Here is a 16,114-nt window from a genome sequence, read left to right as displayed (position 1 = left end):
ACCGCAACTCGCGCCGAGTCGGCTCGTTCGAACGAGCCGACTCGGCGCGGAATCTCGTAAGTTCGAGCCGACTCGGCGAGTCAGTCGACGATCGTGTGGTTGGCCATGTCGACGACGGGGCGGTAGCCGATCTTGGCGTAGACGTGGTTGGAGACGGGGTTGTCGGCGTCGGTGAACAGGCACAGCCGAGTGCCGTCGGCGCCGAGGAGGCGTGAGGCCTCGGCGGTCACCGCGGTGCCGTAGCCGTGGCCCCGCTGCTCCTTCGGCGTGTAGACCGGCGCGATCCGGACCACGCCGTGCGCCGGCGGCGTCGCGCCGACCAGGGACACGACCTCACCATCGACCTCCCACAGCAGCAGGAACTCCTCGATCCGGCGCCGCACCTCGTCCTCGCCGACCGCTGCGTGCTCGTGGGCGTAGGCCTTGTTCGTGGACTGCTCCCGGGCCGCGTGCCCGAAGTCGGCCAGCCACTCCCGGCACAGCTCGAGGTCGTCGTACGTCGCCGGGCGGGCGTTCCCGGGCACTCCGGACGGCAGCACCAGCGTGCCGAGCTCGTGCAGACGCGACGCCATCGCGACGCTCACCCGCCCACCCGCGAGCCGGGCGGTCTCCTCGGCGACCGTCCGGGCCGCCGGGAGCGCGCCGTTGGCCCCACCGGCGTACTCGCCTCTCGCGTGCAGGGCACGCGCCAGCTCGAGCGCCGCCGGCTCGGGCATCGGGCAGACGTAGAGCGGGTACGGCTCGAAGTTGGCCGTCCGCATCGCCGCACCGACGACCCGGCCACCCTCGCGAGCGACCGCGAACCAGCGGTACGGCCCCTCCTGCTCCACCCGGGTCGCCTTCTCCGCGTTGGTGGCGACGACGTTGGCGGTCACCGGCTCCGCGGCGAGATAGTCCTTCGCAACGGCGAGGAACTCGGCTGCGTCGGTGAAGAAGTCGATGGTGCCCATGACCGAAGCATGGCGAGTGTGCAACGCCGGTCTCAACCGGTTTCGCGCCAGCCCCCGCGCGCCCATAGGATTTGGTCCCATGACTGAGACCACGCCCACGCAGACCGCACCGGAGACGACTACGCCCGCTGAGCAGCGCGTAGTCGCCGTACCGGACAAGCCGGTCCTCGAGGGCCTGGAGGCCAAGTGGGCCGAGCAGTGGAAGAACGAGAAGACGTACGCCTTCGACCGCACCCAGCCGCGGGAGAACGTCTACTCGATCGACACCCCGCCGCCGACCGTCTCCGGCAGCCTGCACGTCGGCCACGTCTTCTCCTACACCCACCCCGACCTGATCGCCCGCTTCCAGCGGATGAACGGCAAGTCGGTCTTCTACCCGATCGGCTGGGACGACAACGGCCTGCCGACCGAGCGCCGGGTCCAGAACTACTTCGGCGTCCGCTGCGACCCGAGCCTCCCCTACGACCCCGACTTCACCCCGCCGGAGAAGCCGGACCCGAAGCGCCAGATCTCGATCAGCCGACCCAACTTCGTCGAGCTGTGCAACCAGCTGGTCGTCGAGGACGAGAAGGTCTTCGAGGACCTGTGGCGCACCCTGGGTCTCTCCTTCGACTGGGACCAGCAGTACACCACCATCGGCAAGGTCTCCCAGACCGCCTCGCAGAAGGCGTTCCTGCGCAACCTGGCCCGCGGCGAGGCCTACCTGCAGGAGGCGCCGACCCTGTGGGACGTCACCTTCCAGACCGCCGTCGCCCAGGCCGAGCTGGAGGCGAAGGACTACCCCGGCTTCTTCCACCGTGTCGCCTTCCACCGCGCTGACGGCACCCCGGTCCACATCGAGACCACCCGCCCCGAGCTGATCCCGAGCGTCGTCGCCCTGATCGCGCACCCCGACGACGACCGCTACAAGGACCTGTTCGGCAGCACCGTCACCAGCCCGATTTTCGGCGTCGAGATCCCCGTCCTGCCTCACGAGGCCGCGGAGATGGACAAGGGCGCCGGCATCGCGATGTGCTGCACCTGGGGTGACCTCACCGACGTCCAGTGGTGGCGTGAGCTCAACCTTCCCGCACGTGCCTTGATCGGCCGCGACGGCCGCTTCTCCCGCGAGACCCCGGAGTGGATCACCGCCGAGGCCGGGGTCGCGGCGTACGAGGAGCTGAAGGGCAAGACCGTCCATTCGGCCCGCGAGGCCGTCGTCGCGATGATCCGCGAGTCCGGTGACCTCGACGGCGAGCCGAAGAAGACCCAGCGGATGGCCAACTTCTACGAGCGTGGCGACAAGCCGCTCGAGATCGTCGCCAGCCGACAGTGGTACATCACCAACGGCGGCCGCAACCCGGAGCTGCGTGAGCAGCTGCTGTCCCGCGGCGGTGACGTGACCTGGCTGCCCGAGCACATGCGCCACCGCTACGACAACTGGGTCGGCGGCCTCAACGGTGACTGGCTGATCTCCCGCCAGCGCTTCTTCGGCATCCCGTTCCCGGTCTGGTACGCACTCGACGCCGAGGGCAACCCCGACTACGACAAGCCGCTGCTGTCGAGCGAGGACCAGCTCCCGATCGACCCGTCCACGGACGTCCCGGCCGGCTACGAGGAGGCACAGCGCGGCAAGCCCGGCGGCTTCCAGGGCGACCCGGACGTCATGGACACCTGGGCGACCTCGTCGCTGACCCCGCAGATCGCCGGCGGCTGGGAGGCCGACCCCGACCTGTTCAGCCGGGTCTACCCGATGGACCTGTGCACCCAGAGCCACGAGATCATCCGCACCTGGCTCTTCGGCCGCATCGTCCGCGCCCACCTCGAGGACGGCACCGTCCCGTGGAGCCACGCGATGATCGCCGGCTGGATCCTCGACCCCGACCGCAAGAAGATGTCGAAGTCGAAGGGCAACGTCGTCGTCCCGACCGAGATCCTCGAGAAGTTCGGCGCCGACGCGGTTCGCTGGCGTGCCGCGCTGACCCGCCCGGGCATGGACTCGCCGTTCGACGAGACCCAGATGAAGGTCGGTCGCCGCTTGGCGATGAAGATCCTCAACGCCTCCAAGTTCGTCCTCGGCAACGTCGGCGCGACCACGCTGAACCCGGTCGCGATCACCCAGCCGGTCGACTGCGCGCTGATGGCCCGTCTCAAGGAGACGATCACCAAGGCGACCGACGCCTTCACGGCCTACGACTACTCCACGGCGCTGGAGACCTCGGAGAAGTTCTTCTGGGAGTTCTGCGACGACTACCTCGAGCTGGTCAAGGAGCGTGCCTACGACGAGGACGGCGGTCTCGCCACCGAGTCCGCTCGCGCGACTCTCGCCACGGCTCTCCACGTCCAGCTGCGCCTGCTGGCGCCGTTCCTGCCGTACGTCACCGAGGAGGTCTGGTCGTGGTGGCAGACCGGTTCCATCCACACCTCCTCGTGGCCGCGTGAGCTCGAGCTCGGCACCGCTGCCGCCGCCGACCCGGCGGCGCTGGATGCCGTCGCGGCGACCCTGACCGGGATCCGCGGAGCGAAGTCGACCGCGAAGGTGAAGATGCGTCACCCGCTGGCCAAGGCCGAGGTCACCGGCCCGGCCAAGCTGGTCAAGGACGCCGAGGCCGCCGCGCCGGACCTCAAGCGGGTCGGCAACATCGTCGGCGACCTCTTCTTCACCGTCGACGAGAACGCGACGGAGATCTCCGTCACCGCTGAGCTGGCAGAGGTCCCCGAGGACTGAGCCTCAGACCGACGGAGCCCAACGACGGAGCAGGCCCCGGACCGCGGATGCGGTTCCGGGGCCTGCTTCGTCCCTCACTCCAGCCAAGCGCCCGGGGGGACTCGCTCGGCCGGTCACTCTGGCGTGGTGCGGTCGCCATCGGAGTGATCCCTACTGCACCGACTTCTCGGCACAAGTCTGGTCGTCCTTGCTGCCTTCCTTCGGCTCCTCCGGCTCCGGTGTGTCCGTCGTCTCAGCGTCGGACGGCTCGGTGTCGGACGGCTCAGCGGATTCGGTGGTGGCCTCGGGTTCGGCTGCGGGCGACGACCCTACCGGTGTCTTCGACTCAGCGCACGCCTCGTCGCACTCCGGCGTGGCCTCGGGTTCGGGAGCGTCGTTCGCTCCTGGCAACGTCTTGACGTCCTCGGCGATCGCGGCGGTGAGCTCGCAGGCGTCCTCGAGGACCCGTTCGGCCTCGGACTCCTGCTTGGTCGACTCCGCGTCGGGCTCCTTCGACTCCGCGGTCGCCTCATCGGTCTCCCGGTCGTCCTTGGGCTCTTCCAGCGGAAGATCCTCGACCGGGACGCCGGCGTCGGCAGCGATCAGCTGCCGCAGGAACATCGGCACGGCCTCGTCGACGGGGCGGGCGTCCTCCTCGGCCACGAACGGCCACAGCAGCGGCGCCATGATCCCCGGGATCGGCCCCACGGACGGGACCAGCGTGGGCGGCTTGCCGTTGCCGTTGCCCTCACCGGGGTCGGCGGGCGTCGTCGGCTCCTCGGAGGGCGGTGCTTCGGGCTGCTCAGCGGGCGCGGACGGCGTCCTGTCCGGCTTCTCTTCCTCGCGGCTCTTCGGCGGGGCGGAGTCCTCCGGGTCGCTCTTCCGGTCCGTATCGGGCGTGTTGCTGGGGATCGTCGACACCCCGGAGACTCCGGGCGACGGCGCCGGCGGGATCACGGTGAAGTCGGCCTGGCCCGAGAGTGTACGCGGCACCCGGTGCAACGCGGAGATGTCCGGGCTGAGGGTCTGGATGACCACGAGCAGGCCGATGAGCACTACGGCGGCGTAGGCCATCACCGGGCCCCTCTGGAACCTCACGTGCCCACTTCCCTACCGAGTGACGGAGCTGGAAAGGTACAGATGATCATCAGTGCGTATTGTGTCCGACCGCCCGGGCCAATACCGACCCGGGCGGGGAAAATGACCCAAACGGGCTACGCGGACTTCTTCTTGGTTTCCTTCTCGCGAGGAACGAGCGTCGGCATCTCGCCGTCGTCGACCACCTCGCGGGTCACGATCACCTTGCCCACGTCGCCGCGGGAGGGCACGTCGTACATCACGTAGAGGAGAACCTCCTCGATGATCGCCCGCAGGCCACGGGCACCGGTGCCACGCTCGAGGGCCTTGTCGGCGATGGCGGTGACCGCGTCCTCGGTGAACTCGAGGTCGACGCCGTCGAGGTCGAAGAGCTTCTGGTACTGCTTCACCAGCGCGTTGCGCGGCTCGGTCAGGATCTGAACGAGCGCGGCCTGGTCGAGCTTCTCGACGCTCGCGATCAGCGGCAGCCGGCCGATGAACTCCGGGATCAGCCCGAACTTGGTCAGGTCCTCGGGACGCACCAGCTTCAGCAGGTCCTCGGACTCCTTCTCGGCCTTGCCGCGCACCTCGGCGGTGAAGCCCAGGGTCTTCTTGCCGACCCGCTGCTCGATGATGTGCTCCAGACCGGCGAACGCGCCACCCACCACGAAGAGGATGTTGGTGGTGTCGATCTGGATGAACTCCTGGTGCGGGTGCTTGCGGCCACCCTGCGGCGGCACCGAGGCGGTCGTGCCCTCGATGATCTTCAGCAGCGCCTGCTGCACGCCTTCACCCGAGACGTCACGCGTGATCGAGGGGTTCTCCGCCTTGCGGGCCACCTTGTCGATCTCGTCGATGTAGATGATGCCGGTCTCGGCCTTCTTGACGTCGTAGTCGGCGGCCTGGATCAGCTTGAGGAGGATGTTCTCGACGTCCTCACCGACATAGCCGGCCTCGGTCAGCGCCGTGGCGTCCGCGATCGCGAACGGAACGTTGAGCATCCGGGCCAGCGTCTGCGCGAGGTAGGTCTTGCCGCAGCCGGTCGGGCCGATCACCAAGATGTTGGACTTGGCGACCTCGACCTGCTCCTCCTTGGCGTGCTTGCCGGGGCCCTGCGGGCCACCGGGCTGCAGGCCGGCCTGGACGCGCTTGTAGTGGTTGTAGACCGCCACCGCGAGCGACTTCTTCGCCTGCTCCTGCCCGATGACGTAGGAGTTGAGGAAGTCGAAGATCTCCTTCGGCTTGGGGAGGTCGGCGATCTCCACCTCGGAGCCCTCGTTGAGCTCCTCCTCGATGATCTCGTTGCAGAGGTCGATGCACTCGTCGCAGATGTAGACGCCGGGACCCGCGATGAGCTTCTTGACCTGCTTCTGGCTCTTCCCGCAGAAGGAGCACTTCAGCAGGTCACCTCCGTCGCCGATGCGTGCCACGAGTGGCCTTCCTTCCCCGACTTGTGCTGCTAGGTCCGAATAGTTACTGACGGTACCCCGCGCCGCGCCTTCAATGTGGGAGCGGCGCGGGGCCCGATGGTCAAACGAGAGCCGGCGTCTTGAGCGACTCGAGCACCGAGTCGATCAGGCCGTACTCGACCGCCTGAGCGGCGGTGAGGATCTTGTCTCGCTCGATGTCGTGGCTGACCTCGTCCATCGACTTGCCGCTGTGGTCGGCGATCATCTTCTCGAGCAGCTCACGCATCCGCAGGATCTCGTTGGCCTGGATCTCGATGTCAGAGGTCTGGCCGAAGGTGCCCTCGGTGTAGGGCTGGTGGATCAGGATGCGGCTGTTGGGCAGCGCCATCCGCTTGCCGTGCGCACCAGCGCCGAGCAGGATCGCGGCGGCCGAGGCGGCCTGACCGATGCAGACGGTCTGCACGTCCGGCTTGATGAACTGCATCGTGTCGTAGATCGCGGTGCAGGCCGTGAACGAGCCACCGGGGCTGTTGATGTAGATCGAGATGTCCTGGTCCGGGTTCATCGACTGCAGGCAGAGCAGCTGGGCGATGACCGCGTTGGCGACATCGTCGCTGATCGGGGTGCCCAGGTAGATGATCCGGTCCTCGAAGAGCTTGGCGTAGGGGTCGATCCGGCGGACGCCGTACGACGTACGCTCCTCCCACTGCGGGATGTAGTAGTTCATGTCCTCAGTCCTTCTTGTGGGCGGGGCGGCCTTCGTCGGAGGCTTCCTTGGCACTCCTGATGACCTGGTCGACCAGGCCGTAGTCGAGTGCCTCGGCAGCGGTGAACCAGCGGTCGCGGTCGGCGTCCGTGGTGACCTGCTCGACGCTCTGGCCGGTGTGCTCGCTGATCAGCTCGAGCAGCACCTTCTTGATGTGCAGGGACTGCTGGGCCTGGATCTTGATGTCGGAGGCCGAGCCACCCATGCCCGAGGAGGGCTGGTGCATCATGATCCGCGCGTGCGGCAGCGCGTAGCGCTTGCCCTTCGCGCCGGCGCAGAGCAGGAACTGGCCCATCGAGGCGGCCAGGCCCATGCCGACGGTCGCCACGTCGTTGGGGATGTAGTGCATCGTGTCGTAGATGGCCATACCGGCATCCACCGAACCACCGGGCGAGTTGATGTGAAGGAAGATGTCGGCCTCGGGGTCCTCCGCGGAGAGCAGCAGGAGCTGCGCGCAGATCGCGTTGGCGTTCTGGTCGCGGACCTCGGAGCCGAGGAAGACGATGCGCTCCCGCAGCAGTCGGTTGTAGATGTTGTCGTCGAGAAGGCTCAGACCGCCGCCGTTGCCGCCCAGGCTCGGGGAGAGCCCTGGGGCACCGGCATGAGCGTCAGCCGCGCTGGAGTCGATGTTCACAGGATCGACACTAGCCGCCACATCCAGTTGTTCCACGGCTGGTGTGCCATTGTTCGCCGACGGCAGAACTATTGGCGATCGCGTCGCAATCCGCGCGGCGCCGCGATCCCCACGGCTATGCCAGCCAGCGCAGCAGGGCGTCGTGAACCGCCGGATGGTTCGACAGCGGCGTCTCGGCGGTCGAGAGCGTGAAGCGCTCCGCCGTCGGGAACAGGTCGCGCACCCGCCGCGACCTCAGCGGCGTCTTGTGCCGCCACCACAGCATCTCCCCGAAGAGTCGCCCGACCCGGTTGGGGCGCGAGGTCGCCTTGTCGGTGACCAGCAGATAGTCCACATCCGGGCGCGGCGGCAGCATCGCCTCGTCGGCCCCGACGACCGCGATCCCGGCGAGGTGCTCGTCGAGCTGTTTGCCGACCCCACCCGAGATCGGGGCCGAGGTGACCGCGTAGGGCGTCGTGCCGAGCGCGATCAGCTCGGAGACGTACGTCGTCCACGGGCGCGTCCCGGCGGTCGCCACGCCGAGCGCGTTGCGGGCGATCAGACCACCACCGGCGTAGCCGACCAGGACGATGCGCGGCTCCGCCGCGAGGGCGTCGACGCACGCCTGGATCCGGCTGCTGAGCGCCACCGCGGCGGGCACCGACTTGCTGCCGGCCGACACGTGCATGTGCAGCGGCATCCAGCCGAGCAGCTCGGCGAGCCGGTCGGCGTACGTCGCCCCGGTCGCCTGCGAACCCTCGTCCCAGACGGTCTCGTCCTTGCCCGCCGGCGGGATCAGGACCAGGATCCGAGGGCTCGTCCCTACCTGGCGCTGGGCGGCGGCCCACTCCTTCGGGCTGACCATGCGACCCTGGTGCCGGACCGCGACGGCGGGTCCGGAGTCGGTGTTGACGACTCCGCGGATGATCGGGGTCGCGAGCGCGAACGGGGCCGCGAACGGTCGACGGGCGAAGGCCGTGATGCGCCAGGCGAGCTTCGCCAGACCGACGAGGCCGGCCACCTTGCCCTGACCGCGGTCGAGCAGCTCCTCGGCGTCGGGGTCCACCGGAGCGTCCTCGACGTTGAGCACCACGGCGCGGACGGTCTCAGGGCTGGAGGTCACGCTGGCAGCGTAGGGCCTCTGCCCCGCCGAGCGGATCACCTGTGCCCACTGTCCGGCCCGCCTGTGTCTCAGATCACACCGTCGCGCCCACATTCAGTACGTTTGCGTTCACTCACACGTATGGTGTCTGTGATGCTGTTGTTGCTGGTGTTGCGTGACTACAGCGGCCTTCGCGGGTTACCGTCGGATAGGGAAGGGGGTGTCCGAGTGTGAGCAAGGAGATGGGATCACACTGCCAGTCGTGCGGCGACGCGCTGCTTCCCGGGGCCGTCTTCTGCATCGGCTGCGGCACCTCGATCCTGGCTCCTCCGGAGCAGCACCGTCCGCTCTTCGTGGACGAGCTCGGCGACGACGCGACCACGAGTCGCAGCACGCGGGGATACTTCTTCGACGACGCCGCCTCGCCACCCCCGGCGCAACGGAAGGGCCGCACCGCGCCGATCCTGGTGATGATCGTGGTGCTGGTGCTCGTCGCCGGAGTGCTCGGATTCATCTTCGGCAAGGACGGGGCCGGCCCTGTGCAGTCCGAAGCGGAGCCGGAACCTTCGACCAGCCCCACGAGCGAGCCGTCGAGCGTGCCCTCCGTGGACCCGAACGCCCCGCCGGAGCATCAGCTGCTCCGCATCTCCCGCCTCGACACCGAAGCGGCCACCAAGCTCATCGGCACCTGGATCCCACAGCTGGCGGCGGTCGGTGCCGGGGACGGCGGCGACGCCGACTGGCACCAGGCGCTGACCCGCTACCAGAAGATCAAGACCGCCCACCCCGAGGCGCTGCTCCTCGACACCGGCGAGTGGCCGAGCTCGTACGTGAAGCCGGGGATGTACGCCGTCGTGGTGCCCCACCCCAGTGACACCTCCACACCCGCACTGGAGTGGTGTGTCGAGCAGGGCCTGTCGAAGACCGACTGCGCGGCCAAGCATCTGGAGGTATCGGGCGACCCGACGGACAACTTCGACGCCCAGTAGCGCCGAGTCGGGTGAAAACGACAGCGCCCCCGCCGCGAGGCAGGGGCGCTGTGACGTACGTCTGAGGGTGATCAGGCGTCAGCCTTCTCGGTCTCCTCGGGGGCCTCGGCGTCAGCCTCGGGCTCGTCCTCACCGATGGTGCCGTCGGGGCGGAGGTTCTTCAGCTCGACGTGGTTGCCGGACTCGTCGGTGACCTTGGCGGCCTCGACGAGCTGGGCGAGCGCCTTGCCGCGCAGGATCTCCTGGACCAGCTCGGGCACGTGGTTGTGCTCGAGCATGTGGTTGACGAACTCCTGCGGGTCCTGACCGGACTGCTGCGCGCGGCGCATCATGTGCTCGGTCAGCTCCTGCTGCTCGACCCCGATCTCCTTCTCCTTGGCGATCTGGTCGAGGATCAGCTGGGCGGCGACGGCGTCACGAACGCGGCGCTCGAGGTCGGCCTCGAACTCCTCGATCGTCTGCTCCTCGTCCTCGAGGTACTTCTCGAAGGTGAGGCCGGCGAAGCCGAGCTGCTGCTCGATGCCCTCGCGGCGCGCGTTGAGCTCGTCGGTGACGATGCTCTCCGGCAGCGGGATCTCGACCTGCTCCAAGAGGGCCTCGAGGACGGCGTCACGGGCGGCGGCGGCCTGCTCGAGGCGCTTGCCGTTGCCGAGGCGGCCGCGGACGTCCTCCTCGAGCTCCTTGACGGTGTCGAACTCGCTGGCGAGCTGGGCGAAGTCGTCGTCGTACGCCGGGAGCTCCTGCTCCTGCACCTGGTTGACGGTGACGTTGACATCGACCTCCTGGCCGATCAGCTCACCGCCCACGAGGGTGCTCTTGAAGTCCTTGGACTCGCCGGCGGACAGACCGACGATGGCCTCGTCCAGTCCGTCGAGCATGCCGCCCTTGCCGACCTGGTAGCTCATCCCGACGGCCTCGGCGCCCTCGACGTCCTCGCCATCCTTGGTCGCCTTCAGGTCGATGACCACGAAGTCGCCGTCGGCGGCGGCGCGCTCGACATCCTTGAGGGTGCCGAAGCGCTCGCGCATCGCCTGGATCTGCTCCTCGACGTCAGCGTCGGTGAGCTCGATGTCCTCGACCTTGGCCTCGATGCCCTCGTAGTCGGGCAGCGTGATCTCGGGCTTGACGTCGACCTCGGCGGTGAACTCCAGGGTCTCGTTGTCCTCGAGCTTGGTGACCTCGATCTCGGGCTGCGCGAGCGGCTCGAGCGAGTTCTCCTGGAGGGCGTCGAAGTACATCTGCGGGAGGACGTTGTTGACCGCCTCGGAGAGCACCGCGCCGCGGCCGACCTGCTTGTCGATCACCTGGGGCGGGACCTTGCCCCGGCGGAAGCCGGGAACGTTGATCTGCTTGGCGATCTGCTTGTACGCCGCGTCGAGGCTCGGCTTGAGCTCCTCGAAGGGCACCTCGACGGTCAGCTTGGCCCGGGTCGGGCTCAACGTCTCGACGGCGCTCTTCACAGGGTGTCTCCTGTCGTTTGTTTCTGAGAATGATGTCGCGTGCAGGGCAATGAAATGTCGGGGCGACAGGACTCGAACCTGCGGTCTCCTGCTCCCAAAGCAGGCGCGCTAGCCACTACGCTACGCCCCGTCAAGGGCCCCTCCCCAATCAGCGGGAATGGCACTTGGAGCGGATGACGGGAATCGAACCCGCGTAATCAGTTTGGAAGACTGAGGCTCTACCATTGAGCTACATCCGCGCACGCGAGAGCCAGCGCCCTCGTGCGACCTGCGAAATCCTGCCATAGATCTGGCTCACACCTGTAACCGGCTCCCCTACCGGTCGGTTCGCAGCGTTGGTTCGGTCACCTTCGCCCGACCGCGACGAGGGCGCGATCGTCGGAGCTGGCGCTCAGTCCTTCGAGCAGACGGCGCGCTCCCCCGCCTCGTCCGGTGACAGCGAGATGGTCGGCGGTGGCGACCAGGTTGCTGATGCCGCGCTCGAGGTCGACACCCCGTGCCTCCACGACGCCGTCGGTGTAGAGCATCACCATGTCGCCCACTCCGAGCACTCCCTCGCAGGCGTCGAACTCGACGTCGTCGATGAGCCCCAGCACCGGGCCGTTGCTCTCGGCCTCCTCCCAGCGGCCGGTGGCTGCGCGGCGTAGGAGCGCGGGCGGGTGGCCGGCCGTGCGGATCTCGTACGCGCCGTTGCCGAGGTCGATCGAGAGGTAGATCGCGGTCGCGAAGCCCTCCTGCCAGTCCTGACGGAGCAGGTAGCGGTTGGCGGCGGGCAGGAACTCGGCAGGCGATACGGCGCCAAGGAGGCCGCCGAACGCACCAGAGAGCTGTAGTGCTCTGGTGCCCGCACGCTCCCCCTTGCCGGAGACGTCGACGACGACGATCTCCAGCCGGTCGGCCTCCCGCGCGGCCACCACGAAGTCGCCGGCGAACCGGGTGCCGCCCGCCGGCAGGACGGCCGAGTCGGCGAGCCATCCGTGAGGCATCGGCGGGATCGCACCCTGGTCGAGCTTGTGGGTCAGGTCGAGCAGCATCAGCTCGTCGCTCAAGCCCCCGACGCCGAGGTAGGTGCGGCGCATCGCGACGAACAGGACGATCGCGCCGAGCAGGAAGTGCACGCCGATGGCGGCGGCGTCCCGGTCGGAGAGTGTCACCTGGCTGGCGGCGACCACGATCATCACCATCACGAAGACCACGAACCAGCTGAGCGTACGGGGCCCGAGCAGCACCGCTCCGAGCAGCAGCGGCACGGTGAGGACCGCCACCGGGACCACCTGCAGCCAGCCCGTCTGAGCCGCCGCGAGGACCGTCAGGACGATGGTCAGCAGCCCGAGCCACAGCACCGCTCGCAGTTCCGGGTCACGGAACCTGCGGCGGATCGCGTTGCTCCGCAGGCGGTCTGCGAAGGCATGGCTCGACATGGCCTCACTCTAGGTCTCGAGGTGGGGGCTGCGTGGTCGTTCTCGCAGGCCGGAGAGTAGTGCGGGCTACTTCTTTACGCTCGTCCGGGGCCGGTACGTGCGCTGGCACTTCGGGCACCAGAACAGGTTGCGCTGCTGCAGCTCGGTGGTCCGTACGCTCGTGCCGCACACCAGGCAGGGCTGGCCGTGGCGGCGGTAGACGTAGACCTCGCCACCGTGGTCGTCCTGACGCGGGGGACGGCCCATCGCCTCGGGGGTGTGCTCATCGCGGACGGTGTCGATGCGGTTCCTCTGGACGCCGAGCTTCATGAGCTCGACCAGGTCGTCCCAGATGGCGTCCCACTGCTGCCTGCGCAGGGTGTTGCCGGGGCGCATCGGGTCGATCCGGTGCCGGAAGAGCACCTCGGCCCGATAGACGTTGCCGACTCCGGCGAGGACATGTTGATCCATCAGCAGCGCACCGATCGTCGTACGGCTCCGGCTGATCCGCACCCACGCGCGGCCCGGGTCGGCGTCGTCGCGCAGCGGGTCCGGCCCGAGCTTCGCGACCACCGCGTCACGCTGGGCCGCGGTGACGAGGTTGCAGGTGTTGGCGCCGCGCAGGTCCGCGTACGTCTCACTGCCGGTCAGCCGGAGTCGGACCTGGCCGACGGGTAGCGGCGGCTCAGTGGCGTACGGCTTCAGGTCGAGCTTGCCGTAGAGGCCGAGGTGGATGTGGACGTACTGCTCCGCCGGGAACTCGAGGAAGAGCTGCTTGCCCCACGCCTCGGCGCCGGTGAAGACCTGGCCGTCCAGCAGCGCGGCGGAGTCGGCGAACCGACCCTGCGGGCTGCTGACCCTGACCTGCTGGCCAGCGAAGGCGTCGCTCAGATCGAGCGCGAGACGGTGGAGGGTGTGCCCCTCGGGCATCCCCGGATCAGTCCTGGTCCTCGGCGGGCCCCAGGCCCTTGGCCGAGTCGGGAAGCGGCGGACGTACGCCGTCGGCGTCGTAGGCGTGGAGCTGGTCGATGCGGCGTACGTGCCGCTCGTCCTCGCTGAACGGCTCGGCCAGGAAGATCTCGACGAACTTCGTCATGTCCTCGAGGCTGTGCATCCGGCCACCCACCGCGACCACCTGGGCATTGTTGTGGTCACGGGCGAGCTTGGCGGTCTCCTCGCTCCACGCGAGCGCGCAGCGGATGCCGGTCACCTTGTTGGCCGCCATCTGCTCACCGTTGCCCGACCCGCCGATCACGACCCCGAGGCTGTCCAGCCCCTGCGCCCGGTCCCGGGCCACTCCCTCGGCCGCCCGGATGCAGAAGACCGGGTAGTCGTCGAGTGCGTCGTAGACGAACGGGCCATGGTCGACAGGCTCGTAGCCGAGTTCCGTCAGACGGTTGATCAGGTGGGACTTCAGTTCGAGACCGGCATGGTCACAGCCGATGTGGACGCGCATGCCGCCCATCCTCTCCTACCTGTTGCTCATCTTCGGACTTGGCGGGGTTGGTGTCCCGTCTCGGGCTGGGCCGCCGACCCGTTATGGATGGTGTTCTCGACGGCTCCCGGAGTCAAGGACGGCCTGCGGCCGCCGGCTTCGCCGGCCGCTTCGCGGTCCTTGACACCGGGCTCCGTCGAGAATTTTGGCTGGCTATCGGGTCGGCGGCGGGGTGTGGCGCGGATTCCATGGGTTGGGTACGGGCTTGGGATCTCGGGCCGGTGAGTCCTGGTGGGTGAAGGGTCTGCTCGGTGCCTATACCAGTTGGCGGCATCTTGTGAATGCTTCACAAGATGCCGCCAGGAGGAGGGGGCGATGACCTGGGCATGGCGGATGCTGCTGCCTCAGGTGGCTCCTGGTCATGGCCGTCTGAGGCGGGTCGCCTGGGCGGACGAGCTGGGTCATCAGGTGGCGATTGATACGCCGCGGACTGCCCGCACCGCCAACTGCAGCGCCGTCCGGATCAGCCCTGCCCGGCGCGGAGCATCGGCAGGTTGGCCACCCGGCAGGAGTGGCACGACACGACTGTATGAGGACGCGGATCAGCGATCGCCCCGTCGTGGGCTCGGATGAGTACGGACACGGCCGCACAGGCCAGCCCGGGGATCAGCTGGTTCGGGTGCGCCGAGTGAACCGGATCCGCCCATCCGGGAGCCGCTCATAGGTGTAGTCGGGATCGTGGATCCGGCGATGGTCACTCGCACACAACAAGACCATGTTGGCCAGATCGGTTCGGCCGCCTGCGGACCATGGTCTCAGGTGATGTGCCTCGGTCCAGGCGGCTGGTGCATCACAGTCTTCGGCCTGGCAACACTTGTCTCGCAGCCGGAGTGCCTTGTGTTGGACCGGATACGCCAACCGGGCGGTGCGCCCGAAGTCGAGGATCTCGGAGTCGGTGCCCAACACCACCGGAACAAGATCTGCGTTGCACGCCATCCGGCGGGCCTCAGCAGCGGTGATCTGCTCCCCATCGAAGCCGAGCGCGGCGGTGCCGAGATCCTTGCGAAGGTCCTCGAGGCTCATCGTGATGAACACCGTGGTCCCGTGCCCACCGTGCCTGGGGAGTTGGTCGACGTCGTAGGTCTCGACCACCCGGGCGAACGCCTGACCCAGCAAGCGGTCGTAGGGGGCTTTGCGGCCCTTGTCCTCGGCGGAGAGCTTCCTCGGCTGGGCCAACGAGTCCAACAGGGTCCGCAGCCGCATCCCGACCGCACGGGAGACGCGGGCGTGGATGTCGATGGTGCCGTCGCCGTTGTCGCGGGTGGAGAAGAACGTACGCCGCTGGGCGTGCTCTTCCTCGCGCTGGAGCGCTTTGGCCTCGGCCTGCTCGAATCGTTCCGGGTCGATCTCGGCCAGGATCCGGCGTCCGACGATCTTCAACTCATTCGCCGTCAACCGGATCGCGTAATCGACCAGGAGCTTCTCGGCCAGGGCCAGGTCCTCCGCGCTGGCGGCGGGGTCGGCCTCGATCTTGTCGAGCGCCTGGGTGATCACCCGGGCCTTGTCCTGGGACACCACACCCTCGGCCAGGCCGTCAGCCACGAGGTCGTACTTCGCGACCGCCGCCGCGAGCTTCATCTGGGAGCGAGCCACGCCCTTATCGACGAGCAACTCGGTCCGCATCCACCCGGAGGCGTCCTTGGCGCCGGTCTCCTCAGCGATGTCACCGGCCGTGGCGAGCACTCTCAGTTTCAGGGCGGCTTGTTGGGCTTGGAGCTTCTCCAACCGTGCCAGCAGGTCCTTCTTCTGCTCCGTGCGCCAGTAGGCGGGATCGGTGGCGAGAAGGTCGTGGAGGGCGGTCTCGATGGCGGTCAAGGCAGCGTCGATCGCATCCCCGGGGTTGGTGCCCCAGTGGTCGATGTCGCGGCCGAGACTCATCGCTGTCCTCTCCTTCAGAGGTGTGCTGTGATGTGCCCGATTCTACGCTCCCCACCCCTGTATGACCACCTATTTTCCCTGGTCAGAGACCAGTTTCGCGGTGAGCGAACGACCTCGTTTCTGTGGATGGTAAGTGGCCCGAAGGGCCACCCTCACACCTCTCAACGCCAACCCAAACGCGTAAGAATCTCTCCGCGCCACACCCGGGCCGCCGCCCCGATAGCCAGCCAAATCTTTTCTCGACGGGCCCCGGTGTCAAGGACCGCGAAGCGGCCGGCGAAGCCGGCGG

13 protein-coding genes and 2 tRNA genes are annotated in these 16,114 nt (G+C 68.2%); 2 read left to right on the top strand and 13 right to left on the bottom strand.

Annotated features, from left to right (window positions below; genetic code table 11):
- Positions 1-80: 80 nt before the first annotated feature.
- Complete coding sequence (locus ACIO3S_RS29265) at positions 81-950, bottom strand: GNAT family N-acetyltransferase (protein WP_400470365.1); 870 nt, start codon at positions 948-950, stop codon at positions 81-83.
- Positions 951-1,029: 79 nt separating this feature from the next.
- Between ACIO3S_RS29265 and valS the strand changes: the two genes are divergently transcribed.
- The gene (gene valS, locus ACIO3S_RS29260; protein ID WP_400470362.1) at positions 1,030-3,657 is read left to right on the top strand and encodes a valine--tRNA ligase; all 2,628 of its coding nucleotides are present in this window, start codon (positions 1,030-1,032) and stop codon (positions 3,655-3,657) included.
- A gap of 150 nt (positions 3,658-3,807) precedes the next feature.
- Here the strand turns inward: valS and ACIO3S_RS29255 are convergent, their stop codons facing one another.
- The 5 genes from ACIO3S_RS29255 to ACIO3S_RS29235 all read right to left on the bottom strand — a co-directional run bounded on the left by ACIO3S_RS29255 (position 3,808) and on the right by ACIO3S_RS29235 (position 8,624).
- On the bottom strand, positions 3,808-4,734 hold the full coding sequence (locus ACIO3S_RS29255) for a hypothetical protein (protein ID WP_400470360.1): 927 nt from the start codon (positions 4,732-4,734) through the stop codon (positions 3,808-3,810).
- A 116-nt stretch (positions 4,735-4,850) separates the two neighbouring features.
- A complete protein-coding gene (gene clpX / locus ACIO3S_RS29250; RefSeq protein WP_160024669.1) occupies positions 4,851-6,143 on the bottom strand; it encodes an ATP-dependent Clp protease ATP-binding subunit ClpX in 1,293 nt (430 codons plus the stop codon).
- Between the two features lie 100 nt (positions 6,144-6,243).
- A complete protein-coding gene (locus ACIO3S_RS29245) occupies positions 6,244-6,849 on the bottom strand; it encodes an ATP-dependent Clp protease proteolytic subunit (protein ID WP_091049270.1) in 606 nt (201 codons plus the stop codon).
- Between the two features lie 4 nt (positions 6,850-6,853).
- Entirely contained in the window at positions 6,854-7,516 is a 663-nt protein-coding gene (locus tag ACIO3S_RS29240; RefSeq protein WP_396982905.1) for an ATP-dependent Clp protease proteolytic subunit, read from the bottom strand.
- A 121-nt stretch (positions 7,517-7,637) separates the two neighbouring features.
- Positions 7,638-8,624 (bottom strand): hypothetical protein, encoded by a 987-nt coding sequence (locus ACIO3S_RS29235; RefSeq protein WP_400470356.1) that lies wholly within the window; start codon positions 8,622-8,624, stop codon positions 7,638-7,640.
- Between the two features lie 209 nt (positions 8,625-8,833).
- On the opposite strand from ACIO3S_RS29235, the gene ACIO3S_RS29230 reads away from it, so the two are divergent.
- Positions 8,834-9,592, top strand: a complete 759-nt coding sequence (locus ACIO3S_RS29230; RefSeq protein ID WP_400470353.1) for a hypothetical protein — start codon at positions 8,834-8,836, stop codon at positions 9,590-9,592.
- Positions 9,593-9,663: 71 nt separating this feature from the next.
- On the opposite strand, the gene tig is transcribed toward ACIO3S_RS29230, so the two are convergent.
- From tig to ACIO3S_RS29195, 7 genes are all read right to left on the bottom strand, one after another.
- Positions 9,664-11,052 (bottom strand): trigger factor, encoded by a 1,389-nt coding sequence (gene tig / locus ACIO3S_RS29225; RefSeq protein ID WP_400470350.1) that lies wholly within the window; start codon positions 11,050-11,052, stop codon positions 9,664-9,666.
- A 57-nt stretch (positions 11,053-11,109) separates the two neighbouring features.
- Positions 11,110-11,182, bottom strand: a tRNA-Pro gene (locus ACIO3S_RS29220).
- A 35-nt stretch (positions 11,183-11,217) separates the two neighbouring features.
- Positions 11,218-11,291: transfer RNA gene (locus tag ACIO3S_RS29215), tRNA-Gly, on the bottom strand.
- A gap of 105 nt (positions 11,292-11,396) precedes the next feature.
- The gene (locus ACIO3S_RS29210; protein WP_400470347.1) at positions 11,397-12,473 is read right to left on the bottom strand and encodes a PP2C family protein-serine/threonine phosphatase; all 1,077 of its coding nucleotides are present in this window, start codon (positions 12,471-12,473) and stop codon (positions 11,397-11,399) included.
- Between the two features lie 66 nt (positions 12,474-12,539).
- Positions 12,540-13,382, bottom strand: a complete 843-nt coding sequence (locus ACIO3S_RS29205) for an Fpg/Nei family DNA glycosylase (RefSeq protein ID WP_400470344.1) — start codon at positions 13,380-13,382, stop codon at positions 12,540-12,542.
- A 7-nt stretch (positions 13,383-13,389) separates the two neighbouring features.
- A complete protein-coding gene (locus tag ACIO3S_RS29200; protein ID WP_141792457.1) occupies positions 13,390-13,908 on the bottom strand; it encodes a ribose-5-phosphate isomerase in 519 nt (172 codons plus the stop codon).
- Positions 13,909-14,553: 645 nt separating this feature from the next.
- On the bottom strand, positions 14,554-15,825 hold the full coding sequence (locus ACIO3S_RS29195; RefSeq protein ID WP_400470340.1) for a DUF222 domain-containing protein: 1,272 nt from the start codon (positions 15,823-15,825) through the stop codon (positions 14,554-14,556).
- Positions 15,826-16,114 lie beyond the last annotated feature (289 nt).

The sequence above is a fragment of the Nocardioides sp. NPDC087217 genome (assembly GCF_044744805.1).
Classification (GTDB): Bacteria; Actinomycetota; Actinomycetes; order Propionibacteriales; family Nocardioidaceae; genus Nocardioides.
The sequence above is the reverse complement of the archived record's forward strand: the minus strand, read 5'-3'. Positions and strand labels throughout refer to the sequence as shown.

Excerpts from the sequence above, each read along its gene's own strand:
- ACIO3S_RS29265 (WP_400470365.1), bottom strand. The coding sequence starts at position 950 with ATGGGCACCATCGACTTCTTCACCGACGCAGCCGAGTTCCTCGCCGTT.
- valS (WP_400470362.1), top strand. The coding sequence starts at position 1,030 with ATGACTGAGACCACGCCCACGCAGACCGCACCGGAGACGACTACGCCC.
- ACIO3S_RS29245 (WP_091049270.1), bottom strand. The coding sequence starts at position 6,849 with ATGAACTACTACATCCCGCAGTGGGAGGAGCGTACGTCGTACGGCGTC.
- ACIO3S_RS29210 (WP_400470347.1), bottom strand. The coding sequence starts at position 12,473 with ATGTCGAGCCATGCCTTCGCAGACCGCCTGCGGAGCAACGCGATCCGC.
- ACIO3S_RS29205 (WP_400470344.1), bottom strand. The coding sequence starts at position 13,382 with ATGCCCGAGGGGCACACCCTCCACCGTCTCGCGCTCGATCTGAGCGAC.
- ACIO3S_RS29200 (WP_141792457.1), bottom strand. The coding sequence starts at position 13,908 with ATGCGCGTCCACATCGGCTGTGACCATGCCGGTCTCGAACTGAAGTCC.
- ACIO3S_RS29195 (WP_400470340.1), bottom strand. The coding sequence starts at position 15,825 with ATGAGTCTCGGCCGCGACATCGACCACTGGGGCACCAACCCCGGGGAT.